The following is a 25,255-nucleotide window of genomic DNA, read 5'->3' as shown; positions in this document are numbered from 1 at the left end:
GGTTCTCCTTTTGGCGGTGGGTCTTAGGCGTTGGCGGGGACTGGCGCCGGTGCGTGGATCCGGAACTGGTTTTCCAAGCGGCCGATGCCGTCGATTTCGGTTGCGAGGACGTCGCCGTCGTTCAGGAAACGCGGCGGGGTCATTCCCATGCCTACTCCCCCGGGCGTGCCCGTGAGTACGAGATCGCCGGGGCGCAGGACCGTGAACTGGGAAATGTAGGACAGGAGTTGCGCGGGGCCGAACACCAGAGTGCGCGTGTTGCCGCGCTGTACGAGTTCACCATTGACGTAGCCACGGACTTCGAAGCTTTCGCTGGCCTCGTCCGCAGTCAGCATCACCGGGCCCACTGGTGTGGTTGCGTCGAAGGCCTTGCCCTGGAACCACTGCAGCGTGCGGTTCTGCCAGTCACGCATGGAGACGTCGTTGGCAACCGTGTAACCGGCAATCGCCTTCCGGGCCTGATCTTCGTCAGCACGGAACAGTCCAGAACCCACGACGACGGCGAGCTCGGCTTCCCAGTCGACGCGTCCGCTGCCATGGACTTCTACGGCGTCAGTAGCGCCCACCAGGGTGTCCGCGTACTTGGCGAAAAGGGTGGGGTACTCAGGAAGTTCGCGGCCCATTTCCTGGATGTGGTCCCCGTAGTTCAGCCCGCAACAGATGACTTTTCCGGCATGGGGCAGGAGCGGCGCAAAGTCGGCTTCAGTTGCTGCGATGACGGGCTGCCCTGCTTCCGCTGCCTTCTCGGCGATCAACCGCCATTCCGGCTGGGCCAGGAGCGCGCCGACGTCGGTGGCCGGCAACACAAGGTACGTGTCGACGCCCGTGGCGAGTGCCGCCGTCGTACTTCCGCCGGAGGTGCGCAAGGTGGCAAGTTTCATGGTTCTGCTCCTTCGGGATTCAATGTGTCGACTTTTTTACGATCGTCACATATGCTCAACGTAGCACGGCGGAAATGATCTGCACAGAGGCATTTCAAAAGTTTTTGCAATTGCCGCAACAAGGAGGAACAGCATGAGCCACAAGACGATCAACCCTGAGTCGCTCCCCAAGCCATCCGGTTTTGCGCACGGCATGCTTGCCGGCAACACGGTGTTCCTGGGTGGACAGACGGCCTTGGACAAGAACATGAACATCGTCCCCGGCGGCATCGTGGAGCAGTTCACGCAGGCGTTCTCCAACGTCCTCACCACGCTGCGCGAGGCTGGCGGACAGCCCGAGGACCTGGTCAACGTGACGATCTACCTGACCGATGTAGACGACTACATCGCGAACGGCCGCGAAATCGGACGCATCTGGCGCGAAATGGCTGGCACACAGTACCCGGCGATGGCCGGCATCGGCGTCACCCGGCTGTGGCAGAAAGAAGCCCTGATCGAAATCCAGGGCATCGCAGTTATTCCTGAGGGCTAAATCTCTGGCTCTTCCGCATGCGGTGCCGGAGGATGTCACCATGGGAACCGTCACCGAATACTTGGCCAGCGTCAGCGAAGACAACCGGCAGATGCTGGAGCGGATCGTTGACATCGCCCGGGAACTCGCGCCCGACGCCGAGGAAGGCACCAGCTACGGCATGCCTGCATTGCTTGTGGACGGCAAGGGCTTCGTGAGCGTGCTCGAAACCAAGAACCATCTGGCCCTATACCCTTTTAGCGGCCAGATCCTGCCGGAGATGTCGGGGGAGTTGGGTGGCTACTCGTGGTCGCCGGGGACATTGCGGTTCTCTGCGGACAACCCTGTTCCCGACTCCATGGTTCGGCGGATTCTTGAGACGCGGCTGGCTGCGATCAGGAAGTAGAGGCGCCCGTCCGGCGAATCAGTGTTTGGCGGACACGTCCTGTGAGATCGCGTTGGCCGTTGCGACGACTTCCTGCCGCACCGACTCAAGATACTTGTCCGGGTCCGGCTCCGCCGCGACAGCCTGGGCCTGGAGGGACACGTTGATAGCGGCAACATTGTCGCCATTGTTGTGGTTCCACACCGGCGCCGCGATGGACATCAGGCCGATTTCCAGTTCCTGGTCCAACAGGCACCAGCCTTGCGCACGGACCTGTTCGACGGCGGCCCTCAAGTCTGTCGCATTGGCCACGGTTCGCGGTGTGATGGGCTTGAGTTCGACCCTGGCCAGGTATGCCTCGAGCTTGGCCTGTGGGAGACCAGCGAGCAGCACACGGCCCATGGAAGTTGCGTAGGCCGGGAAACGTGTGCCCACGGTGATGCCGACGTTCATGATGCGCTTTGTGGCTACGCGAGCCACGTAAAAGATGTCCTGCCCGTCCAGCACGGGCCGCGGAGGTGGACTCCCCCAGCTTCAGGGACAGTTCCTCCAAGTGTGGCTGCGCCAACTGGGGCAGAGAGAGCGCCGAAAGGTACGAATAGCCGAGCTGCAGCACCTTGGCCGTGAGTGCGAAGGTTTTGCCGTCGGTGCGGACATACCCGAGCTCCACAAGGGTGTGCAGGAAGCGCCGCGCGGTTGCCCTGGTGAGGTCGGTCCGGGCTGCGACTTCGCTGAGGGTCATGACCGGATTGTTCGCATCGAACGCCCGGATCACGGACAGACCCCGGGCCAACGACTGAACGTACTGGTCGCTGGCCTGCGGGGTTACTGCCGATTCGCTCATGGTTACCAATCCTAGGGGGCGTTGTGGGGCCTACTCTGCATCCCCACCGCCTCCCTAACCTCGCAAGCTCGGCCAAGGAACCCGGGCGATGTGGGCCCTGCCAGGGCAATACCAAGCAGAGCGGGCCCCACAACCCGAGGGAGTCTTAGGCGCCGGGCTTCAGGGGCAGCGGGACCAATTCCTGGATTTCCTCGAACGTGCACCCGAACGTCTCGCGGACTGTCACACCATCGGGCCCCGTGAGGAAGACGGCCTTGTCGGTGTACACGCGGGTCACGCAGCCCACGCCGGTCAACGGGTAGGTGCACTGTTCCACGAGCTTGGACACGCCCTCGCGCGTCAACAAAGTCATCATGACGAAGACGTCCTTGGCGCCCGTGGCCAGATCCATCGCCCCGCCCACGGCGGGGATCGCGTCCGGGGCGCCCGTGTGCCAGTTGGCGAGGTCGCCGGTGGCGGATACCTGGAAAGCGCCGAGGACACAGATGTCCAAGTGACCGCCGCGCATGATCGCGAACGAGTCGGCGTGATGGAAGTACGAGGCTCCGGGCAGCTCCGTGACGGGGATCTTGCCTGCGTTGATCAAGTCACCATCGACGTCATCCCCAACGGCGACCGGACCCATGCCGAGCATCCCGTTCTCCGTGTGGAGCGTGATGTTCTGTTCCTCGGTGAGGTAGTTGGACACGAGCGTCGGCTGGCCGATGCCAAGGTTCACGAACGAACCAGGCGCGATGTCACGTGCCACCAGCTGGGCGAGCTCGTCACGTCCCAGCGGCTTCTCGGACGTCTGGATGCTTGTTTGGGTGCTCATGATCAGGCCACCTTCTTGTTTGAATCGGCAGAATCGACGCGGACCACACTGTTGACGTAAATCCCCGGCGTCACCACGTTCTCCGGATCCAAAGACCCGGTCGGCACAATCTCCGAGACCTGCACAATGGTGTGCTTGGCAGCGGCAGCCATGATGGGGCCGAAGTTACGGGCAGTCTTGCGATACACGAGGTTGCCCTTGCCGTCCGCCTTGAGTGCCTTGATCAGTGCGACGTCGGCGTGGATCGGCGTTTCGAACACCTGCCACTTTCCATTCAGCAGTCGCGTTTCCTTGCCCTCGGCCAACGTGGTGCCGTAGCCGGTGGGTGTGAAGAACCCGCCAATCCCAGCGCCCGCGGCACGGATGCGCTCGGCCAGGTTCCCCTGCGGGACCAGTTCCAGCTCAATCTCGCCGGCATGGAACTTGGCATCGAAGTGCCAGGAATCGGACTGCCGCGGGAAGGAGCAGATCATCTTACGGACCCGGCCTTCCTTGATCAGCAACGCCAGGCCTTGGTCACCCTGGCCGGCGTTGTTATTGACCACGGTGAGGTCCTTCGCGCCGCAGTCCATCAGGGCGTCGATCAGTTCGAACGGCTGGCCGGCGTTGCCGAAGCCGCCGATCATCACCGTGGAACCGTCCTTGATGCCGGCGACAGCTTCACCAACAGTGTCAATAAATTTCAGCATGATCCACCTATTCCGATACGCCCGCAGAAACGTTTTCCAGCACCACAGCCAGGCCCTGCCCAACACCGATGCAGATCGCCGCAACACCCCAGCGCTGTCCGGAGGTCTGCAGGGACCGAGCCAGCGTGCCCAGGATGCGGGTGCCGGAGGCCCCCAAGCGGGTGGCCCATCGCGATCGCGCCGCCGTGGCGGTTCACGATGGACGGGTCGATCCCCCACGCGTCAACGCATGCCAGCGACTGCGCGGCGAACGCTTCGTTAAGTTCGACGGCGCCAACCTGGTCCCAGCCGATGCCCGCCTTTGCGAGGGCCTTGTTCGCGGCCTCCACCGGCGCGAACCCGAAGAACTGGGGATCGTTGCCATGGGCACCCCTGCCCGCGATGCGGGCCAAGGGATCCATGCCAAGGATCGACGAAGCAGCCTCCGAACCAATCCACGCAGCCGAAGCACCATCGGACAGCGGCGAGGCGTTACCGGCGGTGACCGTGCCGCCGTCGGGCCCTGAAGACTCAGGCCGGAATACCGTCTTCAAACCGGCAAGCTTCTCGGCCGAAGAACCAGCCCGGATGCCCTCATCGCGCACCAGGTCCGTTCCCGGCACCTGCGACACAAGGTTGTCATAGAATCCAGAACTCCACGCTGCATCGGCCAGGTTGTGCGAATCAGCAGCGAACTGGTCCTGACGCTCACGCGTGATCCCGTACTTCTCGCGCAGCCGTTCGGTGGCCTCGCCCAGGGAGATGGTCCAGTCCTTGTTCATGGCCGGGTTCACCAAGCGCCAACCGAGCGTGGTGGACGCCAACGTCATATCACCGGCCGGGTACGGCTTGGAAGTCTTCGGCAGCACCCACGGCGCACGGCTCATGGACTCTGCCCCGCCTACCAGCATGAGCTCAGCATCGCCGGCATTGATCTGGCGGGAGGCAATGATTGCCGCGTCCAACGACGAACCACAGAGACGGTTCACCGTGGTCCCGGGGATGGACACAGGGAGCCCAGCCAGCAGGGTAGCCATGCGGGCCACGTTGCGGTTTTCTTCGCCGGCGCCGTTGGCGTTGCCGAACACCACCTCGTCGATCCGCTCAACGTCCAGCCCTGGAGCCCGGCGGACAGACTCGCGGACCACATGGGCAGCGAGGTCATCGGGACGGACAGCAGCAAGTCCTGAGCCGAACTTGCCAAAGGGTGTGCGTACGGCGTCGTACACAAAAGCCTGGTTCATAGGTTTCTCTTTCTGCTTGCCCAACTAGGTCGCAATAGTGCGCGTTTTGGGGGGTCTAAACGCGCACAAGTGCGACCTAGTTGGGTTCGTTGGCGTCGATCTCGGCGAATACTTTCTGCGCCGTCTTGAAGGCCGAGTTGGCCGAGGGCACACTGCAATAGATTGCGGTCTGCAGCAGGATTTCCTTGATCTCGTCCCTGCTCAGACCGTTGTTGAGGGCCGCCCGGACGTGCATCGCGAGCTCCTCCCAGTGACCATGGGCCACCAATGCCGTGAGGGTGACGGCGGAGCGCATTTGCCGGCTAAGACCGGGCCGCGTCCAGATGCCGCCCCAGGCGATCCTGGTGATCATGTCCTGGTAGTCCTCGGTAAAGGAATCCTTGTTGGCGTTCGCCCTGTCCACGTGCTCATTTCCCAGCACTTCGCGGCGGACCACCATGCCGGCGTCGTAAATGTCCTGCGCAGTCGCTTGCGGCTGCACGGCACCGTTCCGTTCGGCACCGTTTTGCTCAGTTGAAGAGCTCATCGTCCGTTCTCCTTCATGAAGGTCCGCATCAGCCCGGCCACAACTGCAGGCGCCTCCGCTGGCGCGAGGTGACCGACGCCGTCGAGCGTTTCAACAACAGCAAATCCGCCAGCAGCGGTGATACCGGCGACGACAGCTTCAGCGAACGACGGCGGAGCAACAGTGTCCTCGACGCCGGCAATCGCCTGGGTGGGGACGGTGATGCTGCCGAGTTGCTCGCGGACGTCGAACCCGGCGAGGGCTTCGCAGCAGAACGAGTAGCTGAAGCGATCCGCATCGCGGAGTGAGTGCAGGAGGCGGCTGCTGATTTCCGGCTGGCGGTCCATGAAACCGGGACCGAACCAACGCTCGGCCGAGCCCTGGATCATCACAGGCGTCCCCAGTTGGCGCACCGTTTCAGCGCGCTCCAGCCAGCCCTCAGGCGTGCCAATCTTGGCGCCGCTGCACTGCACAGACAGGCTACGGAGGCGGTCGCCATGCTTGATGCCGAGTTGCAGGCCGACGGTGCCGCCCAGCGAAACGCCCGCGTAGTGGAACTTCGCGCCCGGGCTCACAAGGTCAACAAGATCGACGACGGCGTCCGCCAGTTCCGCGACATCGAAACCTTCCGTGGCAGATGGCGAGATGCCATGGCCGGGGAGGTCCCAGCCGATGACGTCGTACTCATCACCAAGCAGCGCTGCCGTTTCGGTCCAGAGCACGGTGGAGGTGCCCAGCGATGGACCGACCACGAGGAGCGGCTTGGCTCCCAGTTCGCGCTGCGGGGATAGCAGCACGGCCTTGACGGTTGGCTTAGCCACGGGTGGCTCCTTTCGATGAAGATCCAGTGAAGTCCGGGTAGGCGGCGAGAATCCGGCGGCTTATTTCGGCAGCTTCACCGAGGTAGCTCGCGGGGTCCAGGAGCGCTTCGAGTTCGGCGTCGGAGAGCTTGTCCGCGGGGACGGTTTCGCGCAGCAGCTTGGTGTAGATACGGGACTGCTCGGCGGCAGGAGCCTTGAGCGTTTCGTCGACGACGGCCTGCAGCTTCTGCTTTCCATCCGCACCCAGGAGAGGCGCGACGGCGGCCACCACACCTTCGCTGAGCAGCAACGGTCCCGAGATTTCCAGGTTGCGGCGCATGGCCTCGGGGAAAACGCGGAGGCCTTCGGTGAGTTCGCTGACGTGACCCGCGGCCCCCAAGGCCAATGCGAGCAGCTGACGCAGGGCCGGCCATTCGCTGTGCCAGGCACCGTCCGGGCGCTCATCGTTGAAGGTTGCCGCGGCGAGGTGGAGCTGGGATGCGAGGCCTGGTGCCTGCAGCGCCGCACTGCGGACGAGTACGGACAATACGGGGTTCTGCTTCTGCGGCATGGCCGAGGAGACCCCTCGTCCCGCGGCGAGCGGTTCGCCGAGTTCGCCCACTTCAGGCCTGCTCAGGAACAGCAGGTCCGCGGCGATCTTGCCGAAGGAATCGATGAGGGCCGTGAGCGAGTCGCCCAGGGCCGTGACGGCGAGGCGGTTGGTGTGCCAGGGAGCTGGAGCCGTTGCGAGGCCAAGCTTCGAGGCCAAAGAATCCGCCAATTCAAAAGGCGTGGTCTGCGAGGAAGCAGTCAGCTTGGTCCCCGAAGCCAGCGTTCCTCCGGCACCGCCGAACTGAACAGGCAACTGAAGCGACTCCAGCCGGGCAGCCGCCGCAGCAACCCCTTGGAACCACTGCGCAGCCCTGAGCCCAAACGTGTACGGAAGCGCGTGCTGCGTCAGGCTCCTCCCGACGCACAGCGTTTCCGCATGCTGTTCCGCCAAGGTGGCGAGCGCCGTCGTCGTGCGCTTAACGTCAACGAGCAATGCAGAAACGGCGCGGCTGGCGAGCAGCATGAGGGCGGAGTCCAGGACGTCCTGGCTGGTGAGGGAGGTGTGCACGGCGGTTGCCGCGCTCGAATCCATGGATTTCACCTTGGAGCGCAGGTCACCAAGCAAGGGAATCACAGGGTTGCCCCCGCCCTGGGCGCGTTCCGCCACCGAAGCGACGTCGTAAGAACCGGGATCAGCGGCTTCGGCCACAACTGCGGCGGAACCTGCAGGGACGAGCCCCGCTTCCTCAAGGACGGCAGCCCAGGAGGCCTCGACGTCGAGGATCGCCGCGATCACGGCACGGTCGCCCGTCAGCGCCGTGACAGCGGGCGACGCCGAGACGGGGCTAAGGAGGCCGAAGTCGCCGTTGGTCATGGCTGTGAGTCCGCGTTGACGCTGGTGTCGAGTGAACCGTCCTGCTGGAAGTCCAAGAAGACCGTCTCGTCGCCGCCCTGCAGCCGGATGTCCCAGGTGAGCCCACCATCGGGGTCGCGGCGCGCGATCAGCGTCTTGCGGCGCTCGGGGTCCAGGGAGCTCAGCAGCGGATCGTTGGCCAGTGCTTCCTCGTTTTCCGGCAGGTAGACGCGGGTGAAGAGGCGGTTCATGAGGCCGCGGGCGAACACGGCTACGGAGATGAACGGCGCAGCGCCCGGCTTCGTGGGGCCGGGGTTGACCGTTGTGAAGGTATAGACGCCGGAGTTACCGACCGAGCCGCGGCCCCATCCGGTGAACGTGTAGCCGTCGCGGACCAGGGAGCCCGTGCGCTGGACGATGTTGCCCTCGGAGTCCGGCTGCCAGATCTCAAGGATGGCGTCCGGGATGGTGCTGCCGGCGCCGTCGTAGACGGTTCCCTGCAAGCGGATGCTTCCGGGGCTGCCCGGAGCAAGGAGTTCGTTGTCCTTGTTAAAGGGAAGGGCGTAACCGTAGAAGGGTCCGACCGTCTGGCCCGGTGTGGGTGTCAGCTTGCTCATGTGCTTACTCCTCGTCCCCGGCGTCGCCGAATGCTTCGTTTTCCGTCCAGGTCCGCTTGGAGCCGGTCAGGATGATGTCCCACTTGTAGCCGAGGGCCCATTCGGGACTGGTGAGCTCATGGTCGTACTGTGCCACGAGGCGGTCGCGGGCGTCCTGGTCCACGATCGATTGGTAGATGGGATCCAGCGGGAAGAGCTGATCGCCCGGGAAGTACATCTGGGTGACGATGCGTTGCGTGAACTCCGAGCCGAACATGGAGAAGTGGATGTGGGCCGGGCGCCAGGCGTTCAGGTGGTTCTTCCACGGGTACGCGCCGGGTTTGATCGTAGTGAAGCTGTACGAGCCGTCATCGCCAGTGATGCAACGGCCGACGCCGGTGAAGTTGGGGTCCAGCGGGGCCGGGTGCTGATCGCGCTTGTGGATATAGCGGCCGGCTGCGTTGGCCTGCCAGATCTCCACGAGCTGACCGGCCACCGGGCGGCCGTCGCCGTCCAGGACGCGGCCAGCGACGATGATGCGCTCACCCTGCGGCTCACCGTTGTGCTGGATAGTCAGGTCCGATTCCAGCGCGTGCACGTCCTGGTGGCCGAACGCGGGCGAGTAGAGCTCGATGGTTTCCGGGTCCGCGTGGTGCAGGCTCTTGGTGGGGTGCCGAAGGATGCTGCTGCGGTACGGCGCGTAATCCAGCCGGGGCATGGTCTCCGGCGCCTTTCCGTTCTTCAGGGCCTCCGCATAGCGGTCCCCGATGCCCTTCATCTCAGCGCTGAGATCCGCCTGGGTTTCCACTCTCCTGGAATCATGCGCTGCATGTGCCTCAGCGGGAGGCACGAGCTCCTCGGATTCGAGCTGTTGCGCGGTCTGTTCTTGCGGCACAGCCGGCTCCTTTCGATGGGTTGGATTGTTGCTTCAGGGTTTATGACCGGTGTAGCGAGTCGTATTGGACGGCGTGGCGAACCGGTGCATTGGGCGCTCCGTAGCCGTCGTAGTTGCCGCGGCGTTCCACCATTTCGAAGAACACACTGCCAACCGTGGCGGTGTAGAAGTGGAGGAATTCTCCGTTGGCGTCCCGGTCGTAAAGGAGGTTGAGCTCCTTGAGGGTTGCCAGGAAGCCGGGTTCGAGGTCGAAACGGGCGTCCAGGTCCTCGTAGTAGTTGGCCGGAATCTCCAGGAATTCGAGGCCACGATCGCGTGCGGACCGGGCCGTTGCCACGAGGTCTCCCACGGCGAAGGCGATGTGTTCCTGGTAGGTCTTGCGTGCACTCTGGGCCTGCTGCGCCGGTGCGAGATTCAGGACCAGCCTTACCGCGCCATTGCTGGTTTCCATGACCTGCGAACGCACCAGGCCGCTGGGGCTTGGGACCTCGGCGAAGGGCTGTGGCTCCAATGCCAGGGCGCTGGTGTAGAAAAGGACGGCTTCGTCGAAGTGCTGCCAGGGCTGGGCGAGGTTCACGTGATCAATCACAGCGTTCCGCGGCGCTGCGGAGTGCTCCAGCCCCTCGCCGAACTCATGCGTCCACGCAGCGGTCCCATCCGGGCTGCCCTGGCAGAGGAAGATTTCGGTGGAGTCCGGCGCGGAGATGCCTTGGAAGACTTCCTCATCGGCCTGGACCTTGCGGGCAACCACCGGCGCCTTGAGTTGCTGGGCGCGAGCGGAGGCAATCACTGGAGAGTCGACGTCGAACCCTAAAGCGGCGATAGCCGGTTCCGAATGCGAGGCCGCTTGCTCGTTGATGATTACGCGGGCCCTGTCCCATGGTCCAGAGCTGGACGTCTTTGGTGCGGTGGCGCCCTTCGAATTCGAAGCCGAGCTGGCCAAGCAGCTTCTCGAGCTGGGCGGTGTCGTCGGCTTTGACCTCGGCGAAGTTGAAGCCGGCGGGCTCATTCACCTTGGGCAGCGTTGCCAATTCCATGGGATAACGACGGCGGGAGGCGCCACCGTTGACCGGCTCGCCGTCCGCGGAGGTGCTCGCCAACCACTTGGCGCTCTGCTCCTCCAACCAGATCAGGGAGCGCATGGCATCGACGGCCGTCCGCTCGGTGTCCGACTGACGGAAGACGTCGTTGAAGACTTCAAGAGAAACCGGACCTGTGTAGCCGGCGCGGACCACGTGGCCCATGAACTTGGCGAGCTCGAACTGGCCCTCGCCCGGGAACACGCGGTAATGGCGGCTCCACGAGAGCACGTCCATGGAGAGTTTGGGGGCGTCGGCAACCTGGACGAAGAAAATCTTGTCCGCGTTGATCTGCTCGATCGGCGCAGTGTCCCAGTCGCGGGAAAGGATGTGGAACGAGTCCAGGCAGGTTCCGAGGTTGGGGTGATCCACCATCTCGACCAGACGATATGCGTGCTCGTAATCGTTCACGTACTTTCCCCAGGCCAAGGCTTCGTAGGCAACTTTGACGCCGTGATCCCCGGCCAGCTCCGCGAGTTCCGCTAGCTGAGAGGCGCGGAGTTCGTCGTCGTCGATCGTTGCAGTGGCGACGTTTGAGCAGACCAGGATGGTGTCCATACCCAGGCGTTCCATCAAGTTGAACTTGGCCTCGGCCCGCTTGAGGTTGGCCTTCAGCAGGTCCGGAGTGACGCCGTCGAAATCGCGGAAGGGCTGGTACAGATCCAAGCCGAGGCCAAGATCCGCGGCCATTTTCCGCACTTCCTCGGGACTCAGGGGCGAAGTGACGAGGTCCTGCTCAAAGATTTCGATGCCGTCGAAGCCCGCGATGGCGCAGGCCTGCATCTTTTCTTTCAGCGTGCCGGACAGGCAGACCGTCGCGATTCCGGTGCGCATCAGTGACCCGCCTTTGCCAGAGCCGGGGCGTCGGTGGCGGCGAGCGCATCCTCGACGGCGATCAGCTCAAGGAAGTGGGCCCGCATTCGGTTGCGATCGGCGTCGTGGCCCGTGAAGAGCCGGAAGGCGTCGGCAGCCTGACCAACCGCCATGCGTCCGCCGTCGAGAACCTTGCAGCCCTTGGCGCGCGCTTCGCGGACCAGCTGCGTCTCGATGGGGCGGTAGACGATGTCCGCAACCCAGTGCCGCGGTTCCAGGAGGTCGATGTCCAGCGGCAGCCCGGGGTGGGCGGCCATGCCGATCGGGGTGCAGTGAACCAAACCGTCGGCGAGGGACATGATCTGCGGGAGCTCTTCCGTGCTCCGAGGCGTGACCGTGGCGGCCGGGAAGAGTTCGCCAAGTTCGGCGGCGCGCTCTGCGGCCCGCGCCGGGTCCATGTCCACCAGGTCCAGGGCGCCGACCCCGGCGGTGAGCAGGGCGTAGGCGACGGCGGAACCCGCACCGCCCGCACCCAGCTGGACCACGCGCTCCAGCTTCGCACCGGGGAGTCCGTCGGCGAGAGCCGAGCCGAAACCTGAAAAGTCGGTGTTGTGGCCGATGAACCGGCCGTCCTGAATGAGGACTGTATTGACGGCACCCAGGCGACGGGCGTCGTCGGAAATTTCGTCAAGGTGCTCAAGGACCAGCTGCTTGCACGGGTGCGTGATGTTCAGTCCGTTGAAGCCCATGCGCTGGGCCGCGGTGAGGAGATCCCCGACGGAGGTGGCCGGCAAAGCCAGGTCCAGCAGGTCGATGGGGCGGTACAGCAAGCGAAGGCCCTGCACATCGGCTTCGCGTTCGTGCATGGGCGGAGTCAGCGATGGCATGACGCCTTCGCCAATCAGGCCCACCAGAACGGACTCGGCTCGGTTGCTCATCCTAAAGCTCCTTTGACTTCAGCACCCCTGCTTTTGGCACTTTCTGGGGCGCCAACTGCCCGGGTGTATTCCAGATTACTACAAGTGTTCATATTCCGCACGTTTGTTCTTATCGCGAACAAACGCGATGTGCTGACCCAACTGAGTCGCAGTTGTGCGCGTTTAGCGGCCTCAAAACGCGCTTAAGTGCGACCCAGTTGGGCTAACGCTGGGGCAGGCGGGCCGCGAGCTCAGCAGCGGCTTCCTGCAAAGTAGGGACGTGGGCAATGAGCTCATCCATGGTGAGACGAAATACCGGAACCGCCGTGGCGACGGACGCAAAGGCGTGGCCTTGGGAATTGAGGACCGGTACTGCGACCGCGCGCATGCCGATCTCGTTTTCTTCGTCCATGACCGCATAGCCCTGACGGCGCACTTGCTCGATCTCCGCCCGGAATGCAGCCCGATCGGTAATGGAGCGCTCAGTGAGAGGCTCCAGAGGCAACTCTTCGAGCAGTCGTTCGCGTTCGGCGTCGTTCTCAAAAGCGACTATCGCCTTACCCACGGACGTCGTGTGCAGCGCACCAAGATGGCCAGGATCGCTGGTGACGCGGAAGGTCTTGGGGCCGTCCACCTTATTGACGGTTAGATGATGGTTTCCGTCGCGCACCGAGAGGATGGTTGCTTCTTCGGTCCGCTCCGTGACGCGCTGGAGTACGGGAAGGGCCGTTGCCGCGAAGCCGTGGTGGTTGGAAACCCGCTGGCCCAACTGGAAGACCCGCAATCCCAGATGATACCGACGACCGTCGGGCTCGTAATCCACAAATCCGTCGCGCGTCAATGAACCGAGCAGCCGGTACGTCGTACTGAACGGAAGTCCCGCACTCCTGGCCAGATCCGCGGCACTCGCACCCTTGGGCTCATTCCCCAGCAATACCAACAGGCCCAGGGCCTTGCCGACCATGTCGGTCTTTGTGTCCTCTTTCACACTCATGCTTAGATGCTCTCACATCGTGAGAGCTATTTCTAGATAGTGGGGACAAGTCTTGACAAGTGACCCCAATCACGGCCACTATTGCTGTATTGCACAAGTAGCTCTCACCATGTGGTTACTTTGGGATTGATCCGGCCTCACCTCGCTCTGGTCTTCCCGCAGAAGCTAGATCCGCGACATCGTCGTCACAGAAGGAACACCATGAGCCACACAATGCCGTCAGCGACGCCAGGCACAGTTACGCCAGCAGGAACCCCCAAGAAAGCGGCACTCGCCAGCTTCCTTGGAAGCGCAGTGGAGTACTACGACTTCTTCATCTTCGGCTCCGCCGCCGCCTTGATCTTTCCGCACGTGTTCTTCCCGGACGCGGACACCAACGCAGCCATCATGTCCTTCGCGACCTTCGGCTTCGCCTATGTTGCCCGTCCTGTAGGCGCCGTCATCCTGGGGCACTTCGGCGACAGGATCGGCCGGCAGAAGGTCCTCATGTTCACACTGGTCCTGATGGGCGCCGCCACCTTCGTGATCGGCTGCCTCCCGGACTTCAAGACCATTGGCTGGTGGGCTCCCGTCCTGCTGGTACTCGCCCGCCTCGCCCAGGGTCTTTCGGCTGCCGGCGAGCAGGCCGGTGCCTCCTCAATGACGCTGGAGCACGCTCCGGACAACCGCCGTTCGTTCTTCACCTCGTGGACGTTGACCGGCACCCAGGGTGGCCAGATCCTTGCAGCCCTGGTGTTCATTCCAGTTCTCGCGCTCCCGGACGAGGTCAAGTACGGCATCGGCTGGCGCATCCCGTTCTGGCTCAGTGCAGTAGTTGTCATCGTGGCCTACTTCATCCGACGCACCCTGCACGAGCCGCCGGCATTCGCAGAGGCCAAGAAGAACAACCAGATCGCCAAGCTGCCCATCGCCGACCTCCTCAAGCTGCACTGGCGCGACGTCCTCCGGGTTGTGTGCTGTGCCTTCATCGCCGCGGTAAGTACGGTCTTTGGAACCCTGGCCATCAAGTACGCCCAGGACGTGGCCCACGTCAACGGCACCATCACCTTGTGGCTCGTTGTGGTTGCCAACATTGTGGCCCTCGGTACCCAGCCGCTCTTCGGCATGCTCGCCGACAAGATCGGCCGGAAGCCCGTCTTCATCTACGGTGCTGTGGCCAGCGCCATCATGACTCCGGTGTTCCTGCTGACCCTCGAATCCGGCAACGTCCCGCTGATGTTCCTGGTGTCCGTTGTGTTCTTCTCCTTCGGCTACGCAGCCGCCAACGCCGTATGGCCGTCCTTCTACGGCGAAATGTTCAGCACCAAGGTCCGCTTCTCCGGCCTGGCCATCGGCACGCAGCTCGGCTTCCTCATGGCAGGCTTTGCTCCGACCATCGTCACGGCCCTGGGCGGCACCAAGCCTGGTGGCTGGGTCCAGATCTCCATCTTCACGGCAGTCATCTGCGTGATCGCAGCGGTCTCGGCCATGACGGCCCGCGAGTCAGCAAAGGTCCCGACGGCGGAACTCGGCTTGCACAAGTAAGGCCCGCCTCGCGGAAGGGGCGCCCGCGCTGAAATCGCCGGAAAACCTCCAGTTCCGCTGGAAGTTTCCCGGCGATTTTCGCGCATTTCCAGCGAACTGGTGTCGCCGACGCCGGCAGGACCTACCGCGGATTCAGCACCACTGGCATGAACTTCCCGGCACCCGTTCCGGAGTACATCAGCAACGTGCCGTCCCCGGCAACTCCCACCACGGAGGGGTCCCCAGTACCTGTAAATCCGTTGCCGAGGGCAGCGATGCTGGAGAACATGTTCCACCCTGAACCGAGGTTGGAGCGCGCAAGGAAGCCGCCAGAGCCGTTGCCCGGATAGAGCCAAAGCCCGCCGTCACCGGTTCGGCCAAGGAGGTCTTCCCTGCCGTCGCCGTTGAAGTCACCGGCCTGCAGGACCAGGTTGAACATGTCCCACCCGGTGCCGATCTGCTTGCGGGCAAGGAACCCTCCGGCGCCATTGCCGGGGTAGACCCACAACACGCCGTCGCCGGATTGGCCAACGATGTCCGGCTTTCCGTCGCCCGTGAAATCGCCCGGGGCCAGCAACTGCTCGAAGCCTTGCCACCCGGTGCCGATCTGTTTACGTGCCAGGAACTGTCCCGTGCCGTCCGTCGGGTAAAGCCACAGTGTCCCGTCGGAAGCCCGGGCCACAAGATCGGGGTGCGAATCGCCGTCGAAATCTCCCGCACTCAGCACGGACGTGAACTGGCCCCAGCCCCACCCGACTTGAACACGCGGAAGGAAGCTGCCCGATCCGTTGCCCGGGTAAAGCCACAACGCGCCGTCGGTTCCGCGCGCCAGGATGTCGGCGGCAGCATCGCCGTCGAAATCGCCTGCTTCCCAAACCTGACGGAACTGGTTCCATCCGGTCCCGATCGCAAGCCGATCCGCGAAGCCAATGCCGTCACCTGGATAGAGGGTCATGCCCCCGCCCGCTGCAGCGGTCAGGACGTCCACACGCTTGTCACCTGTGAAGTCCCGGCCGCCAACGATGTCACCTACCCCGTTCCAGCCAGTTCCGACGGCGGCACGCGGCAGGAAGCCGCCCCTACCATCGCCGGGGTAGACGTAGAGAGTGCCGTCGCTGGCCCGCGCCAACAAACCCGGGGCACCGCCGCCGAACGAACCTGACGCTGCCAGGCTGTTGAAGGAATCCCAGCCCTGGCCGATCTGCGTTTGGGCGAGGAAACCACCTGTCCCATTGCCTGGATACAACCAGAGGCGCCCATCCGCACCGGCGGCGATCAGGTCGCTCCGGCCATCGGCGTTGAAGTCCCCCGCCGCGACCAACTGCGTGAAGCCCTGCCAACCAAATCCGATCTGGCTCCGGGACAGGAATCCACCCTTGCCGTTGCCGGGATAAAGCCACAATGCGCCGTCGCTGGTTCGGGCAAGGATGTCCGCAAAGCCGTCACCGTTGAAGTCCGAGGTCCCCAGCACGGCGTTGAAAATGCCCCAGCCCGAGCCGATCTGCACGGAATCATCAAGCCGGTTTCCAGGGAGGCCGCTGAACAAGAGCAAGGACCCGTCGGCTTCGCGGGAGATGACGTCGGCCAGCTTGTCGCCGTCGAAGTCGCCCGCAGAGAAGCGCATGCGTGCCTTGAGTTTGGGATCGGCGTTGATGGTTACGGTCGCCGAGGTTGTGGAGACGGAGTTGATGGTGACCTGGGTGCCCGTGTATGTGGTGAAGGTGCTGCCTGCTTGCCACGCGTGCTTCGTGGCGTAGTACTGTTCCTGGAACGGGATGGTGGATGGCATGAGGATCAGCGAAGACGCGATGGTGGCGCCGCCGCGCTGGACGATCTTGACTCCCCTGTTGCCGGCTGGCCTGCCCTCGTCCCCAAGGTAGCTGTCGTACCCCACCGGCTGCCTGAGTTCCAGGTAGTAGACCTCTTTACTGACCGGGTCCGTGAACTTGATGGCGCGCTGCGCGTCCGTGCCACCCCATGGCTTGAGCGTGTAGCTTTTGACGCCAGTGGCCACCCCGACATCGCGGATTTCGTCGCCGCGGCCCAGCCCTGCGTAGTCCCAGAAGCTGGAGCTCACCACCGGTTGGGCGTACTGTGCCGCGCCCATGAGGTCCGTGGTGTCTCCGTATTCACGGATGTAGCAGGAGCTGTCCGTGAACCGCCCGGTGCTGTCCACGCCGACGTCGGATGCGCCGCTGTAGCACTGCAACGCATCGGCGTGCATTAGTCCGATCACGTGCCCGAATTCATGGCTCATTACGTTGTTGGAGAACTTGCTGATTTGCGGCATCAGCACCCGCCCGCTGTAGCTGCCGCTGCTGTAGCCGACGCCCAGGGCATTCCCGGAAAGCGTGGACGTGGGAATAAAGATCACCAGCGCCGTGTAGGGGCTTGCCGTCCATTTCAACTCACTGGTGATGGTGGACATGATGGTGCTGTAGCTGTCGGTCGACTTGGCTTTGGATTGGAACCCGGAGACCTTGCTGTCCACTGTCATGGACAGCTTGTTGTCCGTCATGGCTTTCCAGTAGCTGCTGGTGGCCCCAACAGTCTGCTCGGCCGCTGACATGGAGACCGGGTTGGTGTTGTCGGCAAGTTTGGCCGTGACCAATCGAACCCGGATATCGCCATTGGGGCCGCTTGCTGCTGCCCCCTCGCCGAGAAGGGATTCGACGTCGGTGATCTCGCCACTGCTGGATGGCGCCTGTCCGGGTGGCGTCTCAAAGACGTGCTCCGAATGCGGTGTCCCCTCAAAGAACCGTACGTTCGGATTATCCGGTGTGGGTTCCGGCACTGCCGATGCAGGGGCCTGGACGAAAAACAGGCCGGTGGCGAAAACCACCAAGCCTGTGGACACCGCGATTGCACGTCGCAAAAAACCCATCAAATCTCCCGGGGACGGAGTCTGTGGTTCCTGTGAGTCTCAAGAACCGTGTTCAGGTTACCGTCGCGCCCGCGCGGGTCCGCGGAAGCAGCCACAAAGCGAAGGTGAGTCCTGCCGCCGGTTGCACCTATCGCCGTCGGACGTCACCCGAAACGCAAGCATCCCGGAATGCTAACCGGACCCTAACCACGCCGAAATACTCCGGCAACAATGCCCCGCCACACTGGAATAGCCGGCAAGTGCAGGCACCAGCTCCAGTTCAGGAGGACACCATGCTGAAGGAAGTCACTACTCACACAAAACGTATACGCGCGATCAGCCAGCTCCACCGCGGAGACGAGATCGAGGCCCGCATGTCCGTTGGTCCCGCTTACGATGACGTGGTCATCCGCCGCGGACGGGTCCAGGAAACAGCGCCTGGAATCGGCGTCGTCTGGATCATGGACCACGTCTCCGGGATGAGGAAAGCCATTAATACCGACGAATGCAGTGTTTGGCGCGTCGCCTGAACCCCGGCTTGACCCCAAATACCCGCTTAGCCGCCGGCCACGGACTGGATAATCAAGACCTCCTGACCGGCCGCAACCTCCGTATCAAGACCTTTCAGACGCCGGACCTCATCGCCGTTCACGTAAATATTCACGAAACGGCGGAGGGCACCGGTTTCATCACGCAAACGCCTGGCCAGAACCGGATATTCTCCGGTTACCGAGTCCAGCAACTGTCCAACGGTCACAGCCCCGTCGGCGGACGCAGTCAGATAGGACTGTCCGCCGACGAGTGGCTGCAGGACACCCGGCAACACCACCGTAAAGTCAGCCACAACGGGCCTAACCAGGCACCGGAGCGCTGGCTGATTCTTCCCGCGCCCCGCCACTGCGGCTTCCAACCACGACGACGGCGGCACGCACGCACAGTACGTCCGGCAAGTGCGAGGCCACTTCAGTAAAGGTCTCGCCCTCGTCGGCGCTGGCGTAGACATCCCCGCCGCGGGTTCCGAAGTACACGCCAGTCGGTTCGGCAGTGTCCACGGATGCGGCATCGCGAAGCACAGCGTTGTATTCGTGGTCCGGCAGACCGGTGTGAAGCTCTCTCCACGTTCCGCCGGCATCCTCGGTGCGGTGCACGCTGAGCTTGCCGTCCGGTGGGATGCGTTCGCCGTCGGCCTTCAGTGGGATGACCCAGGCTGTGCCCTCGCGCCGGGGATGGGTCAGCATCACGAAACCAAAATCCGCGGGCAGTCCCTCTGCGATGGAGTTCCAGTTCTCGCCGTCATCGTCCGTGCGGTACACGCCATGGTGGTTCTGCGCGTACAAACGGCCCTCGACGGCGGCATCCGCAGCAATCTTGTGAACGCACTGGCCAAACTCGGGATTGGGATCAGGCATGAAGTAGGCCGAGATTCCCTTGTTGCGGGGCTCCCAGGAGGTCCCGCCGTCGAGCGATCTGTAAACGCCGCCCGTGCTCATAGCTACATGGACCTTCTCGCCGGACGGATCCACCACGATCGAGTGGGCCGCCGCGCCACCGTACCCCGCACCCCACTCGCTGCGGTGGGGGTGGTCCCAGAGCCCGCGGTTCAACTCAAAGTGCTCGCCGCCGTCGGTTGATTTCCACACTGAAATCGGTTCGCACCCGGCCCAGACCACGCCAGGGCGGGACTCGGTGTCCGGGTAGATCTGCCAGATGCGTTCCAAGGCAGCGTCTGCACCGTCCGGGAACTTGATGGCGCCCTGCTCGGGCTCGGTCCAGGTGGCGCCCAGGTCATCGGAATGGGCGACGGTGGGTCCCCAGTGCTCCGAACGCACCCCCACCATGATCCTGGTCTTGCCGTCCCTGGTGTCTATCCCGATGCTGGGGATCTCGCTCATCAGGAAGTGCGGGCCGGAGAGGGACCACTCCTTGCGATCCGGGCTGGTTGCCAGCCACAAACCCTTCTTGGTCCCAATCGCCAGGACATAACTTTCTGCGGTATCTGCGGTAGCCATGAACCCCATCGAACCATCAGGGCGCATGGGTGGCAACGGGTTCCTTGGAGCATGTGGATAACCGCCCTGGTTTGAAGCCGACCATAGACGAGACTCGCGTCACGTTTCGGCGCTCCGCGCACTAGATATTCGTGAAGCTGTGTTTCAACCGGGCAACCCTTCTGTTCGCTGGCAAGCGCGCCACTGAACTGGGTCACTTTAGATTGGGGAAACAGATGAAAAGGCTAGACAGCATGAGCGATAGGGCCACTTCCATTAAGAACTATGGCTACACCATCAGTTGGTGAGTTCGTGAGTATATTTGCGCAATCCCTAGTTCGACTGTTCGGGGGGAACGGGTAACACATGACTATTGATTCAGCACGAAAATCTCAAGGTGTAGGTCAGCGCCCAAAACGCGGATTGAAGGCTTTCACAAAAGCTTCTGTGATAGCTGTCCTGCTGGGGGGCACGCTCGGATTCGGTGCGGGCGCCGCATACGCCACGAATACGCAGAGTCTAATCGGCCAGTTCTCGACCGGTGGGAGGACATACCAAACGTTGGCCGCGCTTGATACCACGTGGGACGGCGGTCGCGGGAAGGCGGCATCCTTTATTTACGCCCAAGGAGGTGACGTCCCCGTCGGCTGGATTTATGCACGCGGCCGTGCCTTTATTGGTGGAAACTTCTGCGATGAGGGGTGGGATGTTTACAACGACATAGTCGCCCACCAGCTTGATAACGGTGTGTGGCTTTCATGCGGCTATGGGGCCTACCAGTCCTATGGAGTCGTCGGTGCCTGGAACGGCAACGGCTACAACTACTACTACACTCACTGGACACCGGCAGCCTACGGGGGACTCTAGGCATGAAATCATTTACTCAGCATCGCAAGGCCTTTGGCGTCGCGGCCACTACCATCGCTATTGCAATCGGCGGTGTTGTCGGGTTTGCCATCACCACGGCAAATGCCGGGGCACCGACTGTCCAAATTGAACAAGGAGACAAGGTGGACTTCCCCAAGAACGCGCGAGGTGAGACCTACGGGTCCGCAATGGAGGCGCGGACACCGGCCGACGAACCAGATCTCATCAGATCCGTCGGGGACGACGGAAAGATCGGCTATCTAAAGAAGGCTGATCTGGATCAGGGAACACCTAAGTCGCCGGAAGAAGCCATTCAGATGCAGAATGCTCGGAAGGACGGCGCTGGCCGCGTCTTGAAGCTCTACGCTGAAGACGGCACGACTGTCATCAGTCAACGCACAGTCGGCAAAGCCGCACCGTAGGATAGGTACAGATAGACGAATCCGTTTGACGTAGGCAGCCACCCTTCGGCGGCAGGGTGGCTGCTTCGTGTTGTCTGCAGTTGGCGTCTGACGCATCGGGTTCATTGGTGGCTAGCGTGGACGCCAGGCTCGGGCACCGGCCCGCCGAGAAAGGCAACCACCCGCCGTCGTAGTACACGGAAACACTCCGTGCTGTGTCACACCCCACCCGTACTCTGTCTATATGGCCCGTTTTGCCCTTGACATTGATTCCGTCCCCCGCCCTGGCCGTTCCCAGTCCCTTCTTGATGCGGTGAACCAGCGCGTCGTCATCGCCGATGGCGCGATGGGCACCATGCTGCAAGACCGGGAACTGTCCCTGGACACGGACTTCCAAAATCTTGAAGGCTGCAACGAAATCCTCAACGACACCCGCCCGGACGTCGTCGCCGACATTCACGACGCCTACTTTGCCGTGGGCATCGACGCCGTGGAAACCAATACTTTCGGCGCGAACTGGTCCAACCTCTCGGACTACGGCATCGATGACCGCATCGCGGAGCTGGCGTACAAGGGAGCGAAAATCGCCCGCGAACGCGCCGAGGCAGCTGAAGCGACGGACGGCCGCGAGCGCTGGGTCCTGGGGTCCATGGGTCCGGGCACCAAGCTCCCCAGCCTCGGCCACACAAGCTACGACTACCTCAAGAAGACCTTTGCCCTGCAGGCCGAGGGCCTCATCGACGGCGGAGCCGACGCATTCCTCATCGAAACGAGCCAGGACCTCCTGCAGACGAAGGCCGCCGTGAACGGTTGCAAGCAGGCGATCGTTTCCCGCGGCGTCCGCCTCCCTATCTTTGTTGAGGTGACGGTGGAGACCACGGGAACCATGTTGATGGGTTCCGAAATCGGCGCTGCACTCACCGCCTTGGAGCCGTTGGGCGTCGATGCCATCGGCCTGAACTGTGCCACGGGTCCGGATGAGATGAGCGAGCACCTGCGGCACCTCTCCAAGCAGTCCTCCGTGGCGATCGCCTGCATGCCCAACGCCGGGCTGCCGATCCTCGGCGCGAACGGCGCGCACTATCCGCTCTCCCCCGCGGAACTCGCCACTGCGCACGAGCAGTTCGTGCGTGAATTCGGCTTGGGCCTGGTGGGCGGCTGTTGCGGTACGACGCCGGAGCACATGGCCGCCGTCGTCGAACGTCTTGAGCCCTTCCGCAGCAACGTCAACACGCCCGACGCCGGGACCGTCACCGGCGGCACGAAAAGCGCCGGCGGCCGGGTCCCCACCGAGCGGGAGGCCGGCGTCGCGTCCCTCTACCACCACGTTCCGTTCGACCAAGAGTCCGCTTACCTTGCCATTGGTGAGCGCACCAACGCCAACGGTTCCAAGGCGTTCCGCCAGGCAATGCTGGAAGAGCGCTGGGACGACTGCGTGGATATTGCCCGCGAGCAGGTCCGGGTCGGCGCGCACCTGCTCGATGTTTGCATCGATTATGTGGGGCGCGACGGCGTTGCGGACATCAAGGAGATCGTCTCGCGTTTCGCGTCGGCCTCTACCCTCCCGTTGGTCATCGACTCCACAGAGCCGCCTGTGCTGCAGGCCGGACTTGAGCACATCGGCGGCCGCCCCGTGGTCAACTCCGTCAACTATGAAGACGGCGACGGCCCCGACAGCCGCTTTGCGCGCATCATGCCGCTTGTGAAGGAACACGGCACGGCCGTGATTGCCCTGACAATCGACGAACAGGGCCAGGGCCCGCACCACCGAAGGCAAGGTGGCCATCGCTTCCCGCCTCGTAGACGCGTTGGTGGGCGAATGGGGAATGCGCGTCGAGGACATCATCGTGGACGCCCTGACGTTCCCCATCGCCACGGGCCAGGAAGAAACCCGTCGGGACGCCATCGCAACCATTGAGGCCATCCGCCAGATCACCACGAAGTATCCCGGCATCCAGACCACCCTCGGCGTCTCGAACGTGTCCTTTGGCCTTAACCCTGCCGCGCGTATGGTGCTGAACTCGGTATTCCTGCACGAGGCCGTCCAGGCGGGCCTGTCCAGCGGCATCATCGACGCCGCGAAGATCGTCCCGCTTGCATCGCTGCCGGACGAACAGCGCAAGGTGGCCCTGGACCTCGTGTGGGACCGCCGCGAGTACGACGCCTACGGCAACGTCACCCATGACCCCTTGGCCGTCATGCTTGACCTGTTCGCGGGCGTGGACAGCGCCGCGCTCAAGGACCAGCGCGCCGCGGAACTCGCTGCACTGCCCACCGGCGAACGCCTGCAGCGGCGCATCATCGACGGTGAAGGCAAGGGCCTCGAAGAGGACCTCGACCTCGCACGCAGCGAAGGCATGACCCCGCTGGGCATCATCAACGACCAACTGCTGGAGGGCATGAAGGTTGTTGGTGAGCGCTTCGGCGCCGGCGAGATGCAGCTTCCGTTTGTGCTGCAATCCGCTGAGGTGATGAAGAACGCGGTCGCACTGCTTGAGCCGCACATGGAGAAGTCGGATTCATCGGGCAAGGGCACCATGGTGATCGCCACCGTTCGCGGCGACGTGCACGATATTGGCAAGAATCTCGTGGACATCATCCTCACCAACAACGGCTACAAAGTGGTCAACATCGGCATCAAACAGGGAATCGCCGAGATCATTGCCGCTGCGGAGGAGCATGACGCCGACGTGATCGGGATGTCTGGCCTGCTGGTGAAGTCCACGGTCGTGATGAAGGAAAACCTTGCCGAGCTCCAGTCCCGGGGCCTGGCGAAAAAGTGGCCGATCATCCTCGGCGGTGCGGCACTGACGCGCGCCTACGTGGAGCAGGACCTGGCAGAGCAGTTCGAAGGCACCGTCAGGTATGCCAAGGACGCTTTTGAGGGCCTCTCCCTCATGGAACCGTTGGTGCAGGTGGCCCGCGGCGCTGACCCTGACGCGGTGGGCCTTCCGCCACTGAAGAAGCGGATCCACAAGAGTGGCCCGAAGTTCACGGTGACCGAACCGGAGGCAATGCCCGGCCGGTCCGACGTCACCGCCGAAAACCCTGTCCCCGCTCCCCCATTCTGGGGCACGCGGATTGTGCGCGGCGTCGCGTTGCACGACTATGCTGCTTTGCTCGATGAGCGCGCAACCTTCATGGGCCAGTGGGGGCTCAAACCTGGGCGCGGCGACGACGGTGCCTCCTACGACGAACTGGTGGAACTTGAAGGCCGGCCCCGTCTGCGGTACTGGCTGGACCGGATCCTCGCCGAGGGAATGCTCGACGCTTCGGTCGCCTACGGCTATTTCCCCGTTGTGTCCGAGGGCGAACAGGTGGTGGTGCTGCACCACGGTGAGGACCACGACGGCGTCCTCGGCATCCCCGGTCTGCTCGCCCCCGATGGTGGTTCAGCCGGACCCATCGGCACCGAGCGCCTGCGCTTCGACTTCCCACGCCAGCGGCGGGACCGGCACTTGTGCCTTGCTGACTTCGTGCGCTCCCGGGAATCGGGCCAGATCGATGTCCTGCCGATCCAGCTGGTCACCGCCGGCTCGAAGATCGAAGAAGTGACTTCCAAGCTGTTCGCGGGAAACCACTACCGCGACTATTACGAGCTCAATGGCCTGGTCATGCAGCTCACCGAGGCACTGGCTGAATTCTGGCACGCGCGGATCCGTTCCGAGCTGGGTTTCGCGGCCGAAGAGCCGAAGGACAAAGCCGGTTACTTCAAGCTCGACTACCGCGGTGCACGCTTCTCCCTGGGATATCCGGCCTGCCCGGACATGGAGGACCGCCGCAAGGTCACGGAGTTGCTGAAGCCCGAACGGATGGGCGTGATCCTCAGCGATGAACTCATGCTCCACCCGGAGCAGTCAACGGATGCTTTCGTGTTCCACCACCCGGAGGCCAAGTACTTCAAGGTGTGAGTTGGTGCGGGCCTTTGGGTTGCGGACGTTGGGGACGGTCATTCTTCATGCCCGTGTTCCTGGACCCCGCGTCCTCAGCCCGGGTAGTTCGAACGCCCGGGCCGGAGACCGGCTTCGCCCGCCTGAAAGCGGCGAGGATGGCCCGTCCCACCGCAAAGATTCCGATGATGGTAGTGATGGCACGCAGGGTGTCCCATCCCGCCGTCGAGGTCAAAAGGGAGTAGAGCAGGAAGCTGCTGAGGTTGGTGGCCAGTGGGGCGCCGGGCACGTAGGAAATGCCGGTTCCGGCACCGACGGCGAACGGCCAGAACCACAGGTTGGTGAGCAGACCGAAAACGTAGGACGCCACGACGCCATAGCCGCAAAGCATC

Annotated in this window: 20 protein-coding genes and 4 pseudogenes; 7 read left to right on the top strand and 17 right to left on the bottom strand. The window is 63.3% G+C overall.

Annotation, left to right across the window (positions count from 1 at the left end):
- Positions 1-23 precede the first annotated feature (23 nt).
- On the bottom strand, positions 24-881 hold the full coding sequence (locus LDP01_RS13175) for a fumarylacetoacetate hydrolase family protein (RefSeq protein WP_224092923.1): 858 nt from the start codon (positions 879-881) through the stop codon (positions 24-26).
- Positions 882-1,014: 133 nt separating this feature from the next.
- On the opposite strand from LDP01_RS13175, the gene LDP01_RS13170 reads away from it, so the two are divergent.
- Together LDP01_RS13170 and LDP01_RS13165 are read left to right on the top strand one after the other, a co-directional pair.
- Positions 1,015-1,413 carry a RidA family protein gene (locus LDP01_RS13170; protein ID WP_224092921.1) on the top strand — a complete coding sequence of 133 codons (399 nt, stop codon included), beginning with the start codon at positions 1,015-1,017 and terminating at the stop codon, positions 1,411-1,413.
- A 40-nt stretch (positions 1,414-1,453) separates the two neighbouring features.
- Positions 1,454-1,798 (top strand): iron chaperone, encoded by a 345-nt coding sequence (locus tag LDP01_RS13165; protein WP_224092920.1) that lies wholly within the window; start codon positions 1,454-1,456, stop codon positions 1,796-1,798.
- Between the two features lie 18 nt (positions 1,799-1,816).
- On the opposite strand, the pseudogene LDP01_RS13160 reads toward LDP01_RS13165, so the two are convergent.
- The 12 genes and pseudogenes from LDP01_RS13160 to LDP01_RS13105 all read right to left on the bottom strand — a co-directional run bounded on the left by LDP01_RS13160 (position 1,817) and on the right by LDP01_RS13105 (position 13,351).
- A pseudogene (locus tag LDP01_RS13160) lies at positions 1,817-2,621 on the bottom strand (IclR family transcriptional regulator domain-containing protein).
- A 145-nt stretch (positions 2,622-2,766) separates the two neighbouring features.
- The gene (locus LDP01_RS13155) at positions 2,767-3,435 is read right to left on the bottom strand and encodes a 3-oxoacid CoA-transferase subunit B (RefSeq protein ID WP_224092918.1); all 669 of its coding nucleotides are present in this window, start codon (positions 3,433-3,435) and stop codon (positions 2,767-2,769) included.
- Between the two features lie 2 nt (positions 3,436-3,437).
- A complete protein-coding gene (locus LDP01_RS13150; RefSeq protein WP_224092916.1) occupies positions 3,438-4,124 on the bottom strand; it encodes a 3-oxoacid CoA-transferase subunit A in 687 nt (228 codons plus the stop codon).
- Between the two features lie 7 nt (positions 4,125-4,131).
- Positions 4,132-5,347, bottom strand: a pseudogene (locus LDP01_RS13145) (thiolase family protein).
- A gap of 76 nt (positions 5,348-5,423) precedes the next feature.
- The gene (pcaC, locus tag LDP01_RS13140; RefSeq protein WP_224092914.1) at positions 5,424-5,873 is read right to left on the bottom strand and encodes a 4-carboxymuconolactone decarboxylase; all 450 of its coding nucleotides are present in this window, start codon (positions 5,871-5,873) and stop codon (positions 5,424-5,426) included.
- Positions 5,870-6,673 (bottom strand): alpha/beta fold hydrolase, encoded by an 804-nt coding sequence (locus LDP01_RS13135; protein WP_224092912.1) that lies wholly within the window; start codon positions 6,671-6,673, stop codon positions 5,870-5,872. Before LDP01_RS13135 ends, pcaC begins: the two co-directional genes overlap by 4 nt.
- Complete coding sequence (locus LDP01_RS13130) at positions 6,666-8,078, bottom strand: class-II fumarase/aspartase family protein (RefSeq protein WP_224092910.1); 1,413 nt, start codon at positions 8,076-8,078, stop codon at positions 6,666-6,668. The genes LDP01_RS13135 and LDP01_RS13130 overlap by 8 nt, the downstream gene beginning before the upstream one ends.
- The gene (gene pcaG, locus LDP01_RS13125) at positions 8,075-8,674 is read right to left on the bottom strand and encodes a protocatechuate 3,4-dioxygenase subunit alpha (RefSeq protein ID WP_224092908.1); all 600 of its coding nucleotides are present in this window, start codon (positions 8,672-8,674) and stop codon (positions 8,075-8,077) included. Before pcaG ends, LDP01_RS13130 begins: the two co-directional genes overlap by 4 nt.
- A 4-nt stretch (positions 8,675-8,678) precedes the next feature.
- Entirely contained in the window at positions 8,679-9,548 is an 870-nt protein-coding gene (gene pcaH / locus LDP01_RS13120; RefSeq protein WP_224092906.1) for a protocatechuate 3,4-dioxygenase subunit beta, read from the bottom strand.
- A 40-nt stretch (positions 9,549-9,588) separates the two neighbouring features.
- Positions 9,589-11,461: pseudogene (locus LDP01_RS13115) on the bottom strand (bifunctional sugar phosphate isomerase/epimerase/4-hydroxyphenylpyruvate dioxygenase family protein).
- Positions 11,461-12,378: a shikimate dehydrogenase gene (locus tag LDP01_RS13110; protein WP_224092904.1), complete on the bottom strand. Its 918-nt coding sequence runs from the start codon at positions 12,376-12,378 to the stop codon at positions 11,461-11,463. The pseudogene LDP01_RS13115 and the gene LDP01_RS13110 overlap by 1 nt, the downstream one beginning before the upstream one ends.
- Positions 12,379-12,580: 202 nt before the next feature.
- Positions 12,581-13,351 carry an IclR family transcriptional regulator gene (locus LDP01_RS13105; protein ID WP_223947342.1) on the bottom strand — a complete coding sequence of 257 codons (771 nt, stop codon included), beginning with the start codon at positions 13,349-13,351 and terminating at the stop codon, positions 12,581-12,583.
- A gap of 201 nt (positions 13,352-13,552) precedes the next feature.
- Here LDP01_RS13105 and LDP01_RS13100 point away from each other — a divergent pair, with 201 nt between their 5' ends.
- On the top strand, positions 13,553-14,875 hold the full coding sequence (locus LDP01_RS13100; RefSeq protein ID WP_224092902.1) for an MFS transporter: 1,323 nt from the start codon (positions 13,553-13,555) through the stop codon (positions 14,873-14,875).
- 121 nt (positions 14,876-14,996) lie between these two features.
- On the opposite strand, the gene LDP01_RS13095 is transcribed toward LDP01_RS13100, so the two are convergent.
- The gene (locus tag LDP01_RS13095; RefSeq protein WP_224092900.1) at positions 14,997-17,738 is read right to left on the bottom strand and encodes an FG-GAP repeat domain-containing protein; all 2,742 of its coding nucleotides are present in this window, start codon (positions 17,736-17,738) and stop codon (positions 14,997-14,999) included.
- A gap of 272 nt (positions 17,739-18,010) precedes the next feature.
- On the opposite strand from LDP01_RS13095, the gene LDP01_RS13090 reads away from it, so the two are divergent.
- Positions 18,011-18,247, top strand: a complete 237-nt coding sequence (locus tag LDP01_RS13090) for a hypothetical protein (RefSeq protein ID WP_224092898.1) — start codon at positions 18,011-18,013, stop codon at positions 18,245-18,247.
- 26 nt (positions 18,248-18,273) lie between these two features.
- Here LDP01_RS13090 and LDP01_RS13085 read toward each other — a convergent pair whose 3' ends face one another.
- Positions 18,274-18,561, bottom strand: coding sequence for a MoaD/ThiS family protein (locus tag LDP01_RS13085; protein WP_216924633.1), 288 nt, complete (start codon positions 18,559-18,561; stop codon positions 18,274-18,276).
- Between the two features lie 7 nt (positions 18,562-18,568).
- A complete protein-coding gene (locus LDP01_RS13080) occupies positions 18,569-19,735 on the bottom strand; it encodes a WD40/YVTN/BNR-like repeat-containing protein (RefSeq protein ID WP_224093953.1) in 1,167 nt (388 codons plus the stop codon).
- 531 nt (positions 19,736-20,266) lie between these two features.
- Between LDP01_RS13080 and LDP01_RS13075 the strand changes: the two genes are divergently transcribed.
- From LDP01_RS13075 to metH, 3 genes and pseudogenes are all read left to right on the top strand, one after another.
- Positions 20,267-20,572: a hypothetical protein gene (locus tag LDP01_RS13075; RefSeq protein WP_224092895.1), complete on the top strand. Its 306-nt coding sequence runs from the start codon at positions 20,267-20,269 to the stop codon at positions 20,570-20,572.
- Positions 20,573-20,574: 2 nt separating this feature from the next.
- Positions 20,575-20,994 carry a hypothetical protein gene (locus tag LDP01_RS13070; protein WP_224092893.1) on the top strand — a complete coding sequence of 140 codons (420 nt, stop codon included), beginning with the start codon at positions 20,575-20,577 and terminating at the stop codon, positions 20,992-20,994.
- Between the two features lie 223 nt (positions 20,995-21,217).
- Positions 21,218-24,884 (top strand): annotated as a pseudogene (gene metH / locus LDP01_RS13065) (methionine synthase).
- Here metH and LDP01_RS23970 read toward each other — a convergent pair.
- The gene (locus LDP01_RS23970; protein WP_527249079.1) at positions 24,874-25,233 is read right to left on the bottom strand and encodes a hypothetical protein; all 360 of its coding nucleotides are present in this window, start codon (positions 25,231-25,233) and stop codon (positions 24,874-24,876) included. The pseudogene metH and the gene LDP01_RS23970 sit on opposite strands and share 11 nt — an antisense overlap.
- Between the last annotated feature and the right edge of the window lie 22 nt (positions 25,234-25,255).

The organism is Arthrobacter sp. StoSoilB13, from assembly GCF_019977255.1.
In the GTDB taxonomy this organism is placed as follows: Bacteria; Actinomycetota; Actinomycetes; order Actinomycetales; family Micrococcaceae; genus Arthrobacter.
The sequence above is the reverse complement of the archived record's forward strand: the minus strand, read 5'-3'. Positions and strand labels throughout refer to the sequence as shown.